This window comes from Salinicoccus siamensis, from assembly GCF_055391965.1.
In genome coordinates this window covers 1,957,889-1,974,275 of record NZ_AP043765.1, presented here as the reverse complement: position 1 = coordinate 1,974,275, position 16,387 = coordinate 1,957,889, and the positions used below count along the sequence as shown (strand labels likewise).

19 protein-coding genes and 3 pseudogenes are annotated in these 16,387 nt (G+C 44.9%); 19 read left to right on the top strand and 3 right to left on the bottom strand.

The features are described from left to right. Positions 1-13: 13 nt before the first annotated feature. The 5 genes from ACZ5LF_RS10125 (at position 14) to ACZ5LF_RS10105 (ending at position 2,893) form a co-directional block, all read left to right on the top strand. A complete protein-coding gene (locus ACZ5LF_RS10125) occupies positions 14-886 on the top strand; it encodes a LysR family transcriptional regulator (RefSeq protein ID WP_380569122.1) in 873 nt (290 codons plus the stop codon). Positions 887-1,047: 161 nt separating this feature from the next. Next, positions 1,048-1,533: a DUF456 domain-containing protein gene (locus tag ACZ5LF_RS10120; RefSeq protein ID WP_380569125.1), complete on the top strand. Its 486-nt coding sequence runs from the start codon at positions 1,048-1,050 to the stop codon at positions 1,531-1,533. Positions 1,534-1,608: 75 nt separating this feature from the next. Continuing rightward, positions 1,609-1,863, top strand: coding sequence for a hypothetical protein (locus ACZ5LF_RS10115; RefSeq protein WP_380569127.1), 255 nt, complete (start codon positions 1,609-1,611; stop codon positions 1,861-1,863). A 55-nt stretch (positions 1,864-1,918) separates the two neighbouring features. Next, positions 1,919-2,260 (top strand): hypothetical protein, encoded by a 342-nt coding sequence (locus ACZ5LF_RS10110; protein ID WP_380569129.1) that lies wholly within the window; start codon positions 1,919-1,921, stop codon positions 2,258-2,260. Positions 2,261-2,353: 93 nt separating this feature from the next. Next, on the top strand, positions 2,354-2,893 hold the full coding sequence (locus ACZ5LF_RS10105) for a GNAT family N-acetyltransferase (RefSeq protein WP_380569130.1): 540 nt from the start codon (positions 2,354-2,356) through the stop codon (positions 2,891-2,893). 22 nt (positions 2,894-2,915) lie between these two features. Here ACZ5LF_RS10105 and ACZ5LF_RS10100 read toward each other — a convergent pair whose 3' ends face one another. Both ACZ5LF_RS10100 and ACZ5LF_RS10095 read right to left on the bottom strand, forming a co-directional pair. After that, positions 2,916-3,503 (bottom strand): LOG family protein, encoded by a 588-nt coding sequence (locus ACZ5LF_RS10100; RefSeq protein ID WP_380569134.1) that lies wholly within the window; start codon positions 3,501-3,503, stop codon positions 2,916-2,918. A 48-nt stretch (positions 3,504-3,551) separates the two neighbouring features. Further along, positions 3,552-4,538 carry a hypothetical protein gene (locus ACZ5LF_RS10095; protein WP_380569136.1) on the bottom strand — a complete coding sequence of 329 codons (987 nt, stop codon included), beginning with the start codon at positions 4,536-4,538 and terminating at the stop codon, positions 3,552-3,554. Positions 4,539-4,673: 135 nt separating this feature from the next. Between ACZ5LF_RS10095 and ACZ5LF_RS10090 the strand changes: the two genes are divergently transcribed. The 9 genes and pseudogenes from ACZ5LF_RS10090 (at position 4,674) to ACZ5LF_RS10050 (ending at position 12,866) form a co-directional block, all read left to right on the top strand. Beyond that, on the top strand, positions 4,674-5,360 hold the full coding sequence (locus ACZ5LF_RS10090) for a hemerythrin domain-containing protein (protein ID WP_380569139.1): 687 nt from the start codon (positions 4,674-4,676) through the stop codon (positions 5,358-5,360). Between the two features lie 204 nt (positions 5,361-5,564). Beyond that, a pseudogene (locus ACZ5LF_RS10085) lies at positions 5,565-7,328 on the top strand (molybdopterin-dependent oxidoreductase); the annotation flags it as partial. Between the two features lie 68 nt (positions 7,329-7,396). Continuing rightward, positions 7,397-8,065, top strand: coding sequence for a transposase (locus tag ACZ5LF_RS10080; RefSeq protein ID WP_380569141.1), 669 nt, complete (start codon positions 7,397-7,399; stop codon positions 8,063-8,065). A gap of 47 nt (positions 8,066-8,112) precedes the next feature. Then, entirely contained in the window at positions 8,113-8,958 is an 846-nt protein-coding gene (locus ACZ5LF_RS10075; protein WP_464759239.1) for an IS3 family transposase, read from the top strand. An 83-nt stretch (positions 8,959-9,041) separates the two neighbouring features. Next, positions 9,042-9,500: pseudogene (locus tag ACZ5LF_RS10070) on the top strand (LuxR C-terminal-related transcriptional regulator); the annotation flags it as partial. A gap of 15 nt (positions 9,501-9,515) precedes the next feature. Beyond that, on the top strand, positions 9,516-10,052 hold the full coding sequence (locus ACZ5LF_RS10065; RefSeq protein WP_380569143.1) for a hemerythrin domain-containing protein: 537 nt from the start codon (positions 9,516-9,518) through the stop codon (positions 10,050-10,052). Positions 10,053-10,161: 109 nt separating this feature from the next. Then, positions 10,162-11,340 (top strand): annotated as a pseudogene (locus ACZ5LF_RS10060) (nitrate/nitrite transporter). A 10-nt stretch (positions 11,341-11,350) separates the two neighbouring features. After that, positions 11,351-12,355 (top strand): ThiF family adenylyltransferase, encoded by a 1,005-nt coding sequence (locus tag ACZ5LF_RS10055; protein ID WP_380569145.1) that lies wholly within the window; start codon positions 11,351-11,353, stop codon positions 12,353-12,355. A 10-nt stretch (positions 12,356-12,365) separates the two neighbouring features. Next, on the top strand, positions 12,366-12,866 hold the full coding sequence (locus ACZ5LF_RS10050) for a MogA/MoaB family molybdenum cofactor biosynthesis protein (protein ID WP_380569147.1): 501 nt from the start codon (positions 12,366-12,368) through the stop codon (positions 12,864-12,866). A 21-nt stretch (positions 12,867-12,887) separates the two neighbouring features. Here ACZ5LF_RS10050 and moaC read toward each other — a convergent pair whose 3' ends face one another. Continuing rightward, positions 12,888-13,370 carry a cyclic pyranopterin monophosphate synthase MoaC gene (moaC, locus tag ACZ5LF_RS10045; protein ID WP_380569149.1) on the bottom strand — a complete coding sequence of 161 codons (483 nt, stop codon included), beginning with the start codon at positions 13,368-13,370 and terminating at the stop codon, positions 12,888-12,890. A gap of 62 nt (positions 13,371-13,432) precedes the next feature. On the opposite strand from moaC, the gene ACZ5LF_RS10040 reads away from it, so the two are divergent. From ACZ5LF_RS10040 to mobA, 5 genes are read left to right on the top strand one after another with little or no spacing between them, the layout of a single operon-like run. Continuing rightward, entirely contained in the window at positions 13,433-14,689 is a 1,257-nt protein-coding gene (locus tag ACZ5LF_RS10040; RefSeq protein ID WP_380569151.1) for a molybdopterin molybdotransferase MoeA, read from the top strand. Next, entirely contained in the window at positions 14,686-15,135 is a 450-nt protein-coding gene (gene mobB, locus ACZ5LF_RS10035; protein ID WP_380569153.1) for a molybdopterin-guanine dinucleotide biosynthesis protein B, read from the top strand. The genes ACZ5LF_RS10040 and mobB overlap by 4 nt, the downstream gene beginning before the upstream one ends. Then, positions 15,132-15,575 (top strand): molybdenum cofactor biosynthesis protein MoaE, encoded by a 444-nt coding sequence (locus tag ACZ5LF_RS10030; protein ID WP_344704600.1) that lies wholly within the window; start codon positions 15,132-15,134, stop codon positions 15,573-15,575. The genes mobB and ACZ5LF_RS10030 overlap by 4 nt, the downstream gene beginning before the upstream one ends. Then, positions 15,575-15,811: a molybdopterin converting factor subunit 1 gene (gene moaD, locus ACZ5LF_RS10025; protein ID WP_380569156.1), complete on the top strand. Its 237-nt coding sequence runs from the start codon at positions 15,575-15,577 to the stop codon at positions 15,809-15,811. Before ACZ5LF_RS10030 ends, moaD begins: the two co-directional genes overlap by 1 nt. After that, the gene (mobA, locus tag ACZ5LF_RS10020; protein WP_380569158.1) at positions 15,808-16,383 is read left to right on the top strand and encodes a molybdenum cofactor guanylyltransferase; all 576 of its coding nucleotides are present in this window, start codon (positions 15,808-15,810) and stop codon (positions 16,381-16,383) included. Before moaD ends, mobA begins: the two co-directional genes overlap by 4 nt. Positions 16,384-16,387: the final 4 nt, after the last annotated feature.

Below are 16,387 nucleotides of genomic sequence, written 5' to 3'. Positions count from 1 at the left end.
GGGGAATGAATAGATGAAGGTCGATGATTATAAACTTCTGGTCACATTGGATGAAACACGCACCTTGAGGAAGGCTGCTGAAAAACTATTCATATCTCAACCAGCTGTCAGTCAAAGGCTGAAATCGATAGAAGATGAGTGGGGCGTCAAAATTTTCATCCGGACCAAAAAGGAACTTTATGTAACAGGGGAAGGCGAAAAAATCATCGAGCATGCACGCGATGTTACTGAAAAAGAGGCATTGGTGAAAGAATATATTCGAAGTAATGAAAATTCCATCCAGGGCAACTTATCGATAGGAGTATCATCGCTCATAGGACACACCATCTTGCCTGAAATATTGTCCCAATACTTGAAACTATACCCTAATGTAAATATAAAGATAAAGGTGGGCTCATCCCAGCAGATCATCGATGAGCAGAATGACTTCCATATATCGATCGTCAGAGGAAGCCGCATTCTCAACAAGCAGAATGAATTGTTGTTCGTCGATAGGCATTACTTGGTCACCCCCATTGGAAAAGAAGAGGAAAAGCGGTTACCTATAATAGAATTTCAGGCAGACCCGATATATATTAGTGAAATTGAACGTTTTTTTGAAGAACGCTTCAAAAGAAAATATGAATCACAGATCAAGGTCGACCAGATTGCAACTTGTCGGGCTCTTCTCCTTGAGGGCATAGGCATGACGGTTTTACCCGAGATAGTCTTGAAGGATTTCGATAAAAGTCAATTCAACATCGACGAAGTATTACATGAAGAACGTGCGATAACCCGCGACACCTATATTGCTTTTGATAAGAGTGTCATGGCACTTCCACAAGTCGAAGCATTTTTGAAATTAGTGCGGACGTTTGTGAATGCAGATTCAGTAGAATTCAGGTGACAACAATAAGTAGATGGGTTTAATGTAAAAGGAAGAAACTTATATTTTGTGATACTGCTATGTTATCCAGTCCCTCAGGGTAATTGCCATGTCTCATACGGGGCAATGGGAGTATCTTCCACCCTATGTTTGTTAAAATGAAATTAAAAAGGAGAGATTCGATGGAAATCGTCTGGTGGCTCATCGTCATTGCATCATTCATATTGGGTTTTCTTGGCCTTGTTTTCCCGGTTATACCTTCTATCCTGATGTTTTGGGCGGGTTTTCTAGTATTCCAATTTGCAATAGATGGAGAAGCGTTATCATGGATGTTCTGGCTTATCATATTCGTACTGACACTCTTGGTGTTGTTCAGTGATTTTATTGCAAACAGTTATTTTGTTAAAAGATATGGGGGGACGAAACGGGGGGAGTATGCCTCTATAGCCGGGGTCATCATCGGTATGTTCCTCTACCCCCCATTTGGCATCATATTTGTCCCGTTTGTTTTTGTGCTCGTTGTGGAACTTCTCAACTCAAAAGACATCAATCAAGCTTTGAAAGCTTCTGTAGGTTCATTGCTCGCTTTTGTATCGAGTGCTGTTTTCAACCTTGTCGTCTATGTGCTTATGGTTGTCTGGTTCCTGCTTGATGCACTTCTATTTTAAAAATATCCTTCCCTTTGCATACACCAGTGACATTAAAAAATGATATGATTATAGACGAATGGAAAGAGTGATCTGATGAAACGTATGATGGCAATCATAATGCTGTTCTCCATTGCGGGGTGTTCTGGAGAAGATAGCCAGGCTGAAAAAGATCTGGAGGAAGTAAACCAGGAGAATCGGTCGATAGAAAACAAAGTGCAAAATCTAAAGAATGAAAATGCCCAGTTGAAAGAAAATATTGAGGCGAAGCAAGAAGAGCTTAATGCGCTTCAGGATTCTAACGCAGAATCTCAGGATAAAAGCAAAACAGAGGCAGATGATACTGATTAAAGGTAATTGATTTGGGAATATATACAGTAAATAATTGAGAGTGAGGAGATTTAATATGCATGAGGAGAAGTTCAATATCATTGAAGGCAAGCAGATGACCCTTGAATCCCTGGGACATGAATTGGAACAGATAACAGGTTTATCGGTTCGGGACTTCAAAGGTGATGCATCACGCTCTGTTGCCACTAAACCAAATCAAGATCAGGATTTTGAGACATTCAACGTCCGGTATGACTTCAAAGAATCAAACGACTTTGTAGACGTAGTGTTTACAGTCAAGAAGGAAAGGTCTTTGGAGGACTACAATCTTGATGAAGCTGAAGTGACGGTACAACTCATCACCTATAAAAGGGAAGGTGCGCCACAAGAGAATGAGAGTGATAAAATCAGCGAGTAGGCCCAGTGCTTGCTCTTTTTTGGTGATATTACTTCAGCCGTATAAAGGAAATCAAACGCTTATAATATAGATGGAAAGTGGTTGTGAGAGCGGATGAAATATATAAAAACCAAAAGGCTTATCCTACGAGATTGGCAGGATAGTGACATCCATCCTTTTATAAAAATGAACCAGGATCCAGATGTCAGAAGATATTTCCCCAGTAGATTATCTGAAGAGGATTCGAGAAATTTTATAAGAGAAGCGCAAAAGGATATAGAGGACAGAGGGTTTGGTCTTTTTGCGATTGAGCGACGCGATAATGGGGCGTTTATCGGCTTTGCTGGTATGCAGGTTCTCGAAGAAGATGGGCCGTTCAGATTAGAGTTTCTACCGTGCATTGAGATTGGCTGGAGACTTTCAAAAAGAAATTGGAATCAGGGTTTTGCAACGGAAGCTGCACTTGGAGTCCTTAAATTTGCTGAACGGCATACAGACATTAAAGAAATATATGCATTGGCGGCTCAGAGAAACCAGCCTTCCATAAACGTAATGGAAAAAATCGGTATGGATAGAGTTGGTGAAATTTCGCATCCGTTGGTAGAAGATGGCCATTCATTGAAACCACATATCGTTTATAAGATGACAATATAGAACCAAAAAGACATCGATGTTATCATCGATGTCTTTTTGAGTCATATGATCTGATTTCAACAGGTTCGAAATCATCAAACCCTTTCAATATTTCATCTATATCTTCTGAAATGAACAGGTGGGTTAAATATTCTTCCTGTAGGAACCCTTCGGCAATCAAATTTTCAAACAGGTTGACGAGCGGGTCGAAGAATTGGTTGATATCAAGGATGCCAATCGGTTTTCTATGCAATCCTATCTGGCCCCATGTGAACATTTCGAAAAACTCTTCTAAAGTCCCCGCCCCGCCGGGCAGGGTAATGATTGCGTCTCCCAATTCTTCCATCAACGCTTTTCTCTCATGCATCGACTCCACAACACTCATATGTTGAACATCAGGGTGGGCCATTTCCCTATTGACGAGGAATTCAGGGATCACACCCTTTACGGTCCCCCCTTTTGACAAAGAACCGTCAGCAAGAGCCCCCATGAGTCCGACGGCGCCTCCTCCATACACGATGGTGATGCCGCGTTCAGCCAACGCGGCTCCCAGTCCGAATGCTTTTTCTTTGTAGAGATTGCCTTTGCCTTGGCTTGCGCCGCAAAAAACCGTCACGCTATTTACCTTCAAACTGCGCCACCTGCCTTTTCGTGTTTCTTGTATGAATGGTATGGATAATTACTTATATTGTTTTCTACGCTGTTTCTCTATCTTCTTCTCGAGTTTCATCTGTTTCTTTGATTTTGTCATTGAACTGGGTTCACCAGTTCTGCGTCCTATCTCTGAGACTCTTTCTTCCTGCATGGTACGGTGGCGATTAAAGAGGGAGTCCTGGTCGTCCGCTGAGGATGAAGATTTTGAGGTTGCGTGTTTTGGGTCCAGTATATTTTTATGCTTTGTAAAGAGTGGGCCATTTTCGTAAGTTTCCTCTTCATGTCCTTTAACATTCTTCTCGATGTAGTGGTTCATATTTTGGTTCATGTTGTCTAATCTCTCCTGTTCTTCATTATTGGGTGGTACTTCCCGAAGGTTGTCATCCTCTCTCGATGACGAGCGGTCAGATGTACCACCATCTTCTGTAGAGTATACATCATCCTGGTCATCTTCATCAGCAATCAATCGACTTGATGCATGATTATCTTCATATGCCAATGCAAACCCATAATTATCAGGATTGGATTTCATATCGGTTTTTATTTCAGGGGCTACAGGATCTGCTTCTTGGGAATCGTATGATACCCCATCATTGTTTTCATCTTGGGACTGCATTATTTTAGGGACTTCGGACTTTGGGATTTCTTTCAAACGGGATTTGCGGTGTTTTTCTTTATCTTTTTGGAAACGGGATTCCAAGGCCTCTGCTTCTTTCAGACTATCTTCATATTGCTTCATTTCTTTGGTGTGTAAGCGTTCGCTACGTTTCTCCTCTATGGCCCCGGACACTTTGGACAACGCCGTTCTGCCAGTCGTATACGTCGTGGCCCCGGCATTTTTTACCGTACTTAATGCATTGGTGCTCTTGTCTTTTGCAGCATGATAAGCATGAGAAGATTTCTCTTCGAGCTTTTGTACGTCAGGGTGCTGTTTAATCCGCTTTCTTTCATTTAGGAGAGGAACGAGGATAACCGGCAGGAGCGTTACTGCCTTTTTCACATTTTCATTCATTAGATTCAACCTCCGTGGTCTTCATATATGATGATTATAATATACCCTAGCCGATGTTTCATTAAACTGGTGGAGAAATCGTTTAGATGATGCGCTATAAAGGTATGGTTACAATAAAACAGGGAGGAATGCAGGTTGAAAAATATAACAGCACAGATGACATTAGGCGAGATTGTGACAGAAGTCCCAAAAGCCGGCGATATGATGCGGAAACTGAGAGTCGATTTTGCCAATGAGGGTGGACGGACATTGCAGAGTATAGGAGAAGCGCAGCAATTGCCACTTGAAAACCTCTTGTATGAAATAAATCAATACGATACTGAAAATATGGATGGCATTGATGTCAAGTATATGGACGAAGAGAGTCTCATCAAATATATTCAACGGAAGTATCATGAAGACTTGAAAGACGAATTGCCGGTATTGGAAGAATATGTTGAAAAAATGACCAAAGAAAATCGTGCCCTTGAGGAAGTGGAAACTGTTTTCCTTAACTTGAAGACTGCGCTCCTCGACCATACGAGGGATGAAGACGACAATGTATTTCCAATGCTTAAAGAATTCATGGCGACACCATCAGCCGAGTTGAAAGAGGCTTTAAAACCTCATTTGACAGAACTCGAAGATGAACATCGGAACGCGGTAGAGGCTTTTTGGCGAATGCGCGATCTGACGAATGATTTCACACCGGAAGAAGGAGACTCCGGAATCATACGCTTTGTATATCAAAGGATGGAAAAGTTGGAAAAAGATACGTTGGACCATGTCCATCTAGAAAACAATATCTTATTCAAGAATGTTAGAGAGGAACACTATGAGTGATTCACTAGAGTCCCCTGGCCTTTTAGGTCAGGGTTTTTATATTATGTAAACGATACATATATGCTTGAGGGTTATGACCATCATCAATTTCATATTAATACATCCCAAAAGTAGGAAATTCCCTAATATCTTTATAGGCGCTTTAGCCAGATAATATAGATATATGTTAATCAAATAGCAGAAATTTTGATGGGAGTGGCACAGATGGATGGTTTGTTTGGACTTAAGTTTTTCAAGCCTACTGAGAAGTTCAATGGTAACTGGTCGATTCTGGAAGAAAAGAGTCGCGAATGGGAAAAAATGTACCGTCAACGATGGAGTCACGACAAAGTAGTCAGAACGACACATGGAGTAAACTGCACGGGATCCTGTTCTTGGAAGGTCTTCGTCAAGAATGGGAATATAACTTGGGAAAATCAACAGACGGACTACCCTTCATGTGGTCCCGACATGCCGGAGTATGAACCGAGAGGATGCCCTCGTGGTGCTTCATTCTCATGGTATGAGTATAGTCCGATGCGCATAAAGTTCCCTTACATGAGAGGGGAGCTATGGCGCCTATGGCGAACAGCATTGGAAGAACAGCAGGACCCGGTGAAAGCATGGGCGAGCATCGTCGAAGACGAAGAGAAGGCGAAATCCTATAAGCAGGCAAGGGGGATGGGCGGTCATGTGAGAGTCAACTGGAAAGACGCCACACAACTCATAGCAGCTCAGCTCATATACACAATCAAGACATACGGACCGGATCGCATTGCAGGATTCACTCCAATTCCTGCCATGAGCATGCTCAGCTATGCAGCGGGTTCAAGATTCATTTCCCTAATTGGGGGCGAGATGCTCAGTTTCTATGACTGGTACGCCGATCTTCCGAATGCGTCTCCGCAGATTTGGGGGGACCAGACTGATGTACCCGAATCTGCAGATTGGTATAACTCCAATTATTTGATGATGTGGGGCTCAAATGTTCCGCTGACACGTACGCCGGACGCACACTTTATGACTGAAGTCCGATATAAAGGGACTAAAATCGTATCCGTTGCTCCAGACTATGCAGAAAATGTCAAATTCGCCGATAATTGGCTGGCACCAAATCCAGGAACAGACGCGGCACTGGCACAGGGGATGACGCATGTCATCCTGGATGAGTTCTATCATGAAAGAAAAGAACCGATGTTCATCGATTATGCCAAACGCTTTACAGACATGCCGTTCCTCATCCTGTTGGATGAATTTGAGGATACTTTGAAGGCCGGCCGGTTTTTACGGGAGAGCGATATTGGCCTTGAGTCAGAGCACGCAGAATGGAAGCCGGTCATACTGGACGGCAATACCGGCGAAATGATCGCTCCAAACGGTACGATGGGCCAAAGGTGGGAAGAAGGCAAGAAATGGAACTTGAAACTCGAAAAGGATGACGGAACTCCGATTGACCCGCGGATGATGGTTGAAAGTCCAGAATCGCAAGTAGTTGAGATTGTCTATCCATATTTTGATAATGCTGGAAATGGCACTTTCACCCGTCCCATCGCAGCACGCAAAGTGACCTTGGCAGACGGTACAGAGCGTTACGCAGCAACCATATATGACCTGATGTTGAGCCAGTACGGCATCAACCGCTTCGGTACTGAACACAAAGCAAAAGGATATGATGATGCATCTTCCATCTACTCCCCAGCATGGCAGGAGAAAGTAACGGGAATCAAACGATCACTTGTGGTACAGATCGCCCGTGAGTTTGCACAGAACGCTGTAGACACAGATGGACGCTCGATGATCATCATGGGAGCAGGCATCAATCACTGGTTCAACTCGGATACAATATATAGGGCCATCCTGAACCTGGTCATCCTGTGCGGATGCCAAGGTAAAAATGGGGGTGGCTGGGCCCATTATGTCGGCCAGGAAAAAGTAAGGCCGCTTGAAGGATGGGGCCAGGTAGCATTTGCAAAAGACTGGGGCGGACCATTGATCTGACCCCCTCCAGGTTTTACAGATGAAATAAAACATCTGTAAAACCTGGAGGGGGTTCTTTTATGACTGACAAATATTATTCATTTGAAGAAAAGCTGAAAATGATTCAGGAATTGAGGGTAGGCATCAGTCCAAGCCATATATCCACAAAGCATCAGGTGTCTGTGGAGACACTTAGAAAGTGGCGGATAAAGTATGAGAAGCATGGTGCTGAGGGATTAAAGAAACGGGACAGGCATAGAACATATACCCGCGGCTTTAAAGAAATGGTCGCAAAAGAATATATGAATGGAATGATCTCCACTCACGAACTCGCACACAAATATGACATACCGTCGAAAACAACTGTTCGGAATTGGATTATACGTTACAATAATGGTGAAGAAATAAGAACGACGCGGGAGGGAGCTTCACCATTGACCAAGGGACGGAAAACAACGTACGCAGAACGGGTTGAGATTGCGCAGTATCATGCACAGGGGGATATCAGTTATCGTGAACTTGCCGAAAGATTCGAGGTGAGTTACCAGCAGGCCCGGAACATTGTTGTGAAGTATCAGGAATATGGTGAAGCCGGTCTTGAGGACAGACGCGGAAAAGGAAAATCAGAAGACCAGCTCACTGAGACGGACCGCTTGAACAGAGAAATTTCCATGCTCAAAGCAGATAAACGAAAGCTTGAGGTGGAGAACGCCCTGCTAAAAAAGTTGGCGGCACTCGAGAGGGATTAAAATACAGCCGGGTTCCCAGTCACACGCTCCACACTGCCATCACTACGTTGCATAATGAAGGCTATGCCATCTCTGAATTATGCCATACGGCAGGCATCTCAAGACAAGCGTATTATCAATATCAGAAACGCCCCGTGCCACACGCTGAAGCAGAGAATGACACAGTGGCCAGTGCGATTGCCGAAATCTATGTTGAAACGGACGGCATCTATGGCGATCGTCAGATGTGCCATGCGGTCAACAAATCCTTGAGGACGGGGTATAACAGGAAACGCATCTATCGGCTGATGACACGGATGGGCTTGAAATCGGTGACCCGGATCAAAAGGAAACAATACGTCCCCCACACACCGCAACAGGTCGCTGAGAACGTATTGAACAGAGAGTTCCACGCAGCCCATGTGAATGAGAAATGGCTCACCGATGTGACTGAATTCAAAGCGCTGAACGGAGAGAAAGCCTACTTGAGCGCGATCATCGATCTGTACGACAACAGTATTGTGGCCTACAAATTCGGCCGTGCAAACAATAATCAGCTTGTTTTTGATACATTCACTTCTGCGATTCAAAAGCACCCGCAGGCAACGCCGCTTGTGCACAGTGACCGTGGCTTCCAGTACACCTCCTACGGCTTTAAAAAGATTCTGGATGTCCAGCAGATTCAACAAAGCATGTCCCGCGTCGGAAGATGCATCGATAATGGCCCGATTGAAGCATTCTGGGGAAAAATCAAATCGGAACGGTTCCACATCAGACGCAAGCAGAAGTACTATGCGGATTATCAAACAATTATAGAAGACATTACACACTATATTGAGTTTTACAACCACCACAGACCGCAACACAAATTCAAGGGATTGAGTCCGCTGGAATTCAGGGCATTGGCGGCATAGAAAAGCGCCTGAGAATCTCCATTCTCAGGCGGGAAACATTTATATTATTTCATCTGTCAACTTGATAGGGTTCAGATCATTTTGCAGCCAGCCGTATTACAGAAGCTTTTCCAGAAATCAAAGTATTGATATTGACCATGTATGATGATGAGGAATATATCACCCATACTTTCAAAAGCGGCGCACACGGCTATATATTGAAGAATTCACCAGACGACGAATTGATTTCAGCAATCAGGACTATCTACAACGGTAAACGGTACATTGATCCAGTGCTGATGGATGGAGATATGGAGCGGCTGCTGAACAATGATCAGTATCCGGAACATTCGAATGAACCATTCAATATCCTGACAAAGAGGGAGTTGGAAATCCTGCCACTTATCGCCAAAGGGTATGGAAACAAAGATATTGCAGGCATGCTTTTTGTTTCCGTTAAAACGATTGAGGCCCATAAATCAAGAATCATGGAGAAACTGGAATTGACATCACGTCCGGAACTTGTTGAATATGCAATGAAGAAAAAACTGATGGATTTTTAACTGGAGGGGAATGGAGTGGCACAGGACACGTTTCAGTTTAAAGTGAAAGCATTGAGGGTGCTGGAAAACGAACATCGCTACCTGAAGTATCTGATGGATGATTGGTTTAGATTGGTATTGAAGTTTGAGCATGATGACGTGAAAAGCAGATTGGAAGGGCTGATGGTCATCAAAGATCTCAGACAGAAATTGAATGCGTTCGAAAAACCTTTGAAGCGGCATCAGGAGAAGGAGGAAAGGTTCTTCTTTCCGATGCTCGGTGCATACTTCGGGTTGGAGCAGGGACCGATCATGTCGATTGAGGAGGAGCATGCAGAGATAGACTCATATATCGCCCATTTTTTTCATCACTCCATGCATGATATGAACGAGATGTCCCTTGAGAGCATGAATGAAATGGTGAAAGACGTCATGGAGGCTTATGAAGTGTTGATGGTACATATGGTGAAAGAGGAGTCAGTCCTTTTTGAAATGGCAGATAAGATGCTGAAGACAGTCGACGAAGAAGTGTTATTTGAACAAGTGAATACACTCATCACTGAACTGGCATGAGTGCCCAACGCTAAATATAGGGTTTTCCCTTCTTAACTATATTGCGGATTTTGAATTATACTATGTATGTATAATAAATCACAATATAAGATAAAAGAGGTTGATTCCTATGAATGAGAAAATGGGTAAAAAGCAACTGCTTCTCCACACATTCAGTCTACTTGCCGGCTTCATGGTGTGGACATTGCTTGCACCACTCTTCCCTGAAATCGTCGAAGATATCCCGGAAGCGGCCACGCAACAATCTTTGATTGTTGCCCTCCCGGTGATTTTGGGTTCTGTCCTGCGCATACCATTCGGCATACTGGCCAATAAGATCGGAGCGCGCCTAGTGTTCCTGTTCAGCTTCATTTTCCTTTTGGTTCCAGTTTTCTATCTGGTTATCGCTACTACACCGATGGACCTTATGATAGCAGCGGTATTCCTCGGCGTCGGCGGAGCGATTTTCAGTGTAGGTGTTACGAGTCTTCCAAAGTATTGCCCGAAAGAAAAACACGGGTTTGTAAATGGTGTATATGCCATGGGTAATATCGGGACTGCCGTGACAAGTTTCGGAGCGCCATTGCTGGTTCTCGCACTTGGTGGGTGGCAGGCAGCTGTCCAGACATATCTTATGGTATTGGCGTTATTTGCCATTCTGCAGTTCATAATGGGCGATAGAAATGAAAAGAAAGTAAGTCTGCCTCTTGGCAAGCAATTCAAGGAAGTCATGCGCGACTATAAGTTCTACTTCTTCAACTTATGATACTTCATTACATTTGGTGCCTTCGTTGCTTTCGGCCTCTTCTTACCGGCATTCCTGACGGATGAAGCTTTGTTTGGACTGACGACCTTGGATGCTGGTGTCAGAACTGCGGTTTTCATTATAATCGCGACGGTGCTCAGGCCGATAGGCGGGCTGATTGGTGATAGGTTCAATGCGCTGCACTCTTTGATCATTGTATTTATCGGGCTGGCCGTTTCAGGACTACTGCTTGCCTTCACATATAATTTCATCTTCTTGTTTACCCTGGGAAGTTTGCTTGCAGCGGTATGCGCGGGGATCGGAAATGGACTTGTCTTCAAGTTCGTGCCGACATACTTCTCGAAACAGGCGGGTATCAGTAATGGAATCGTTGCAATGATGGGTGGCCTGGGTGGCTTTTTCCCGCCGATTGTAATCGATCAGGCGCACAATTTGACGGGTAGCTATGCAATTGGGTTCATCCTACTGTCAGTTTTCTGCATCATCAGTCTGTTTACAATGTTCTACATGAATAGTAACCTTAAGAAAAATGAACTTGCATAAGAGGGATGATATGGAACGATATTCGAGGCAGATGCTTTTTAATAAAATAGGGGCAGAAGGCCAGCGCCTGATCGGCTCACGCACAGTCCTCATCATTGGGGCCGGGGCGCTCGGTTCCCTTTCCAGTGAACTGCTTGCACGGGCAGGTATCGGCAAGCTGATCATGATTGACCGTGACTATGTCGAACACTCCAATCTTCAGCGCCAAACCCTTTTTACCGAACAGGATGCAGATGATAAGAAACCGAAAGTAATTGCTGCGAAAGAACGTCTACAATCAATCCGTCCGGACCTCGAGATAGATGCACATATTGCGCATTGCGATGGCCCGCTATTGACGGAGCTCGCCATGGATGCAGATATTCTGTTGGATGGAACAGATAATTTCGATACGCGCCTGCTGATCAATGACGTTGCATATAAAGCATCAAAACCCTGGGTCTACGCAGCTTGTGTAGAGGCCTCTTACAGCAGTTGCGGTTTTGTGCCTGACGCTACACCATGCTACCGCTGTCTGGTGCCAGTGTTGCCGAGCACCACATTAACGTGCGACACTGCCGGCATCATCGCTCCTGCAGTACAGATGGCAGTGGCCGAGCAGGTCACGACTGCAATTAAAATACTTACAGACCAATATGAGGCACCCTATTACTTACGGATCGGCAACGTCTGGGATATGGAACATATGAAGTATAAGGTCGATGCAATGAAAGATTCAAATTGTATGACATGTGGATGTGCCCCTGTCTATCCGGCATTTGAAGAAGAGAATACGGACAATGCCATGCGGTTATGCGGCCGCGACACCGTCCAGGTGATCGATGGTCGGCTGACTGCGGAAGTTGTAAACCATACATTGACTCGGTTGGATATGAAAGTGAACCGCACGCCGTACTTCCAGGAGTTCCACTATAGTGGCCAAAGGTTCGTCTGCTTCAATAATGGACGCATTCTGATCCATGGCCTGCATGATATGAATCGTGCGAAGACCCTTATCAACCAATTGTTCGGATAGGAGGATCATCATGAGTCTAGTGGGAGAAATAGATCGCGAAATTCGTATGGGCGTTATAACGGTCAGTGATACACGCACTAAGGAAAGCGATAAAGGCGGACGCCTTGTCATGGATTACGTGTCAGGAATGAATGTGGAAATCAAGCCGGAGTGGTACAGCATCGTCAAAGATGACCAGCAAGAGATTGTAGATGCGGTACATGAGCTTTTGGATAATGGCGCAGATGCCATCATAACGACGGGGGGGACGGGCATAGCACCTAGAGATGTCACCATCGAAGCAGTGCGGCCTCTTTTTGATAAGGAGATAGAAGGATTCGGAGAAATTTTCCGTATGCTCAGCTTTACAGAGGATATCGGGTCACGAAGTATACTCTCAAGGGCTATAGCCGGAAGCATCGGCAACGCAGTGGTGCTTTCATTACCGGGATCGACAGGAGCGGTCAAGTTGGCGATGGAACGGTTGATTGTCCCTGAATTAAACCATATCGTCCACGAATTGAATAAATAAAAGCGTGCCGTATGGCACGCTTTACTTGTCTATATGGTAATCACCGGATTTCCCGCCAGTCTTCGAGACCAGGGCGGTTTCGCGGATGATCATCCCCTTATCGATCGCCTTGCACATATCGTAGACGGTCAGGGCAGCTGCACTTGCTGCTGTCAATGCTTCCATTTCGACACCAGTGCGACCGGAAGTCTTAACTGTTGCTTCAATATGAAGTGCGTAGCCATCAGATAAATCCCAAGTGAAGGAAATATCTATGCCGGACAGAGGAAGCGGATGGCACATTGGTATGATCTGATGCGTGTTCTTTGCAGCCATGATGCCTGAAACCTGAGCCACAGAAAGCACATCACCTTTTTCTACAGTCTTGCCTGTAATGGCTTCGTGTATTTCTTTAGAAACAATGAGCGTACTTTTGGCGAGCGCTGTACGGGTGGTTATCTCTTTATCGGAAACATCGACCATCCGGGCTCTGCCTTCTTGGTTGAAGTGAGTGAATTTCGACAATTTAAACTTCCTTTCTAGTATAATGAGTATAACAGAGTTCATGATAGGAAAGTAGGGATGATATGAATTTGAACCGTAAGCCGATCCCTGTACCGGAGGCAGTGGATCGTGCCGTTGCTGAAGTAACGCCTCTTAAGAGTGAAGCGGTTTCCTATAGGGAAACATATGGGCGTATTTTAGCGGAAGATCTGAAGGCCACCATGCCAGTGCCTCATTTTGACAAATCAGCTATGGATGGATTTGCGATACGTTCAAAGGACTCAATAGGGGCTTCAGGTGATGATAGAATCGAGTTTACGGTGGCAGAAGAAGTGCCAGCAGGCTCGACAAGTGATTATATACTTAAAGAAAATGAGGCTTTCCGTATAATGACCGGAGCGCCTGTACCAGCAAGCGCTGACGCAGTTGTCATGTTTGAACAGGCGAAGATGAATGATGAGGCTTTTACGATAAGGAAAGCGTTCGATCCAGGCGAAAATATTGCGATAGAAGGCGAGGAGTGTCAACAGGGTGAAGTGATCGTACCTCGGGGCACGTTCATCAATCCTGGTACTGTGGCAACTTTGGCGACATTCGGCTATAAAAACGTAGAGGTCTACAGACAACCCGTCGTCGGCATTTTGGCTACAGGGAGTGAATTGATAGAGATTGACCAGCCACTCAGTCCAGGTAAGATACGAAATTCCAATGGCCCGATGATCATGAGTCAACTGAAGCGGATGAACATCACCGGGAAAATGTATGCATTGGAAGCCGATGATTTTGACACACTCCTCGAACGCGTTGAAGATATGTTGGATGAAGTGGATGCCATAATCACAACTGGCGGCGTTTCCGTAGGCGATTACGATTTCTTGCCCAAGCTGTATGAGTCCCTTGGCGCTGAGGAACTCTTCAATAAAGTGGGTATGCGTCCAGGGAGTGTCACAACAGTGAGCATGCTCGGAGGAGTCCCTCTCTTCGGTTTGAGCGGCAACCCTTCAGCATGCTACACAGGATTTGAATTGTTTGCAAGGCCGTCACTGCTTAAGATGATGGGGCACGATAAAATCTATGCACCTGTAGTGGATGGTGTACTTGACGGTGACTTTAAAAAAGCCAATCCGTTCACACGCTTCGTCAGGGCAGAGATTGACTATCGTGCCGGAGGCATATACGCAAAACCGGCTGGTTTCAATAAGTCGAATGCGGTCACGTCCATTGCGAGAAGCAATGGCATCATCGTTTTGCCGGGCGGTTCAAGGGGGTACCAAAAAGGAGATCCAATCAAGGTGATGATGACTGATATGACTACCGGGGCCAGGCAGTTCAATCTATGAAGATTCTGCAGATAACCGGTTTCAAGAACACTGGCAAGACCACCCTGATATTGAAGCTTGTAAAGCGACTGAAACAGCAACAACAGAAAGTTGCAGTGATAAAGCACCATCATCTGGAAGAAGAAGCCGGAAGCACCGATACGGAGAGGTTTTTGCTTGAAGGTGCCGATACGACGATATTGAATACCCCGTCCATAACCATTGAGACAAGGAAACACCCCAATCTGGCCGAACAGCTGGCAGAATTTGAAGGTGCAATGGATGTCGTATTGATAGAAGGGTACAAACATGAAGCGTACCCTAAAATAGTACTGACCTACTCCTTTTCCGATGGACACACTAATGTCAGTGAAATAGGGATGCGGAATGTTTTAATGGAAGCGGATATGAGGTATGATGAGGCTAAGGTTTTCCAATGGTTTGACGAATGGAGTTCTGGAATATGAAGCAATATGAAATAGTGGATACACCAATAGATATCAACAAGTACCATAGTTATACGGTCAACGAAGTGCAAGGGGCTGTATGCATGTTTACAGGTCATGTGCGCGAGTGGACAAAAGGGACTAGAACTGTCCACTTGGAGTATGAAGCCTATAAACCTATGGCGGAAAGTAAAATGGCCCAAATTGGGGATGAGATTGCACAACGTTGGCCTGGGGTCATTACAACAATCGCCCATCGGGTGGGCAAGCTTGAAATATCAGATATTGCTGTCGTCATAGTAACAAGTGCCCCACATCGGAAAGATAGTTATCAAGCCAATGAATATGCGATAGAACGGATTAAGGAAGTTGTTCCAATCTGGAAAAAAGAAGTATGGGAAGACGGTGAAGAATGGATGGGGCATCAGCGTCAGTACCATTCAAGTGTGGAGGAGGAATAATGATGGATATCATGGTGTTCGCAGGGCTGAAGGAGAAGATTGGGGGTACCCACATCACATTGGACATCAAAAATGAACCTACGGTCAAAGAGTTGAAAGAAACGGTATATAGGCAATATCCCGCCCTCGAAGGGGATGTTTTCCAAGTGGCCTGCAACGAATCATTCGTTAAGGATACGCACATACTTTCAAAAACGGATGAGGTTGCTCTGATTCCACCAGTGAGTGGAGGATGACAGGCACTATAGGCATAGTCATGGCAGGAGGGAACTCGACCCGTTTTGGTGAAGATAAGGCTTTCTTTGAAATAGACGGTAAGCCGATGTATCGGCATATAGTAGATGCGTTGGAACAATCGGGCGTGTGCGATGATATCATGGTCAGCACTAATTCGAGATTAAGTGGTCGATTTGATGATATGCCGGTAAAAGTGGATGTGAAAAGGTTCAGGGATAGGGGGCCGCTTGCCGGCATATATACATTTGCCGATGCCTATCCGGATAAGCGATTGCTCATCATATCATGTGACACGCCCTACATTAGCCCAGAGTGGATCAGGACTCTGCATGAAGTGGCTCTTGATGACCAGTCAATCGTTGTGACACGGTCTGGAGACAGGTTACACCCACTTGTTGGCATCTATCAGGGGGGCGGGCTCGCTTCAGACATTGAAAGATTATTGACGACAGACCGAAGAAGCATGAAAGCACTATTCGCAGAAAGAAAGACAATCGAAGTGGACAGTAAACTTTATGATATTGATGTAACCAGTTTCCTGAACATCAATAGAAAAGCAGACCTTCACTGAGGAG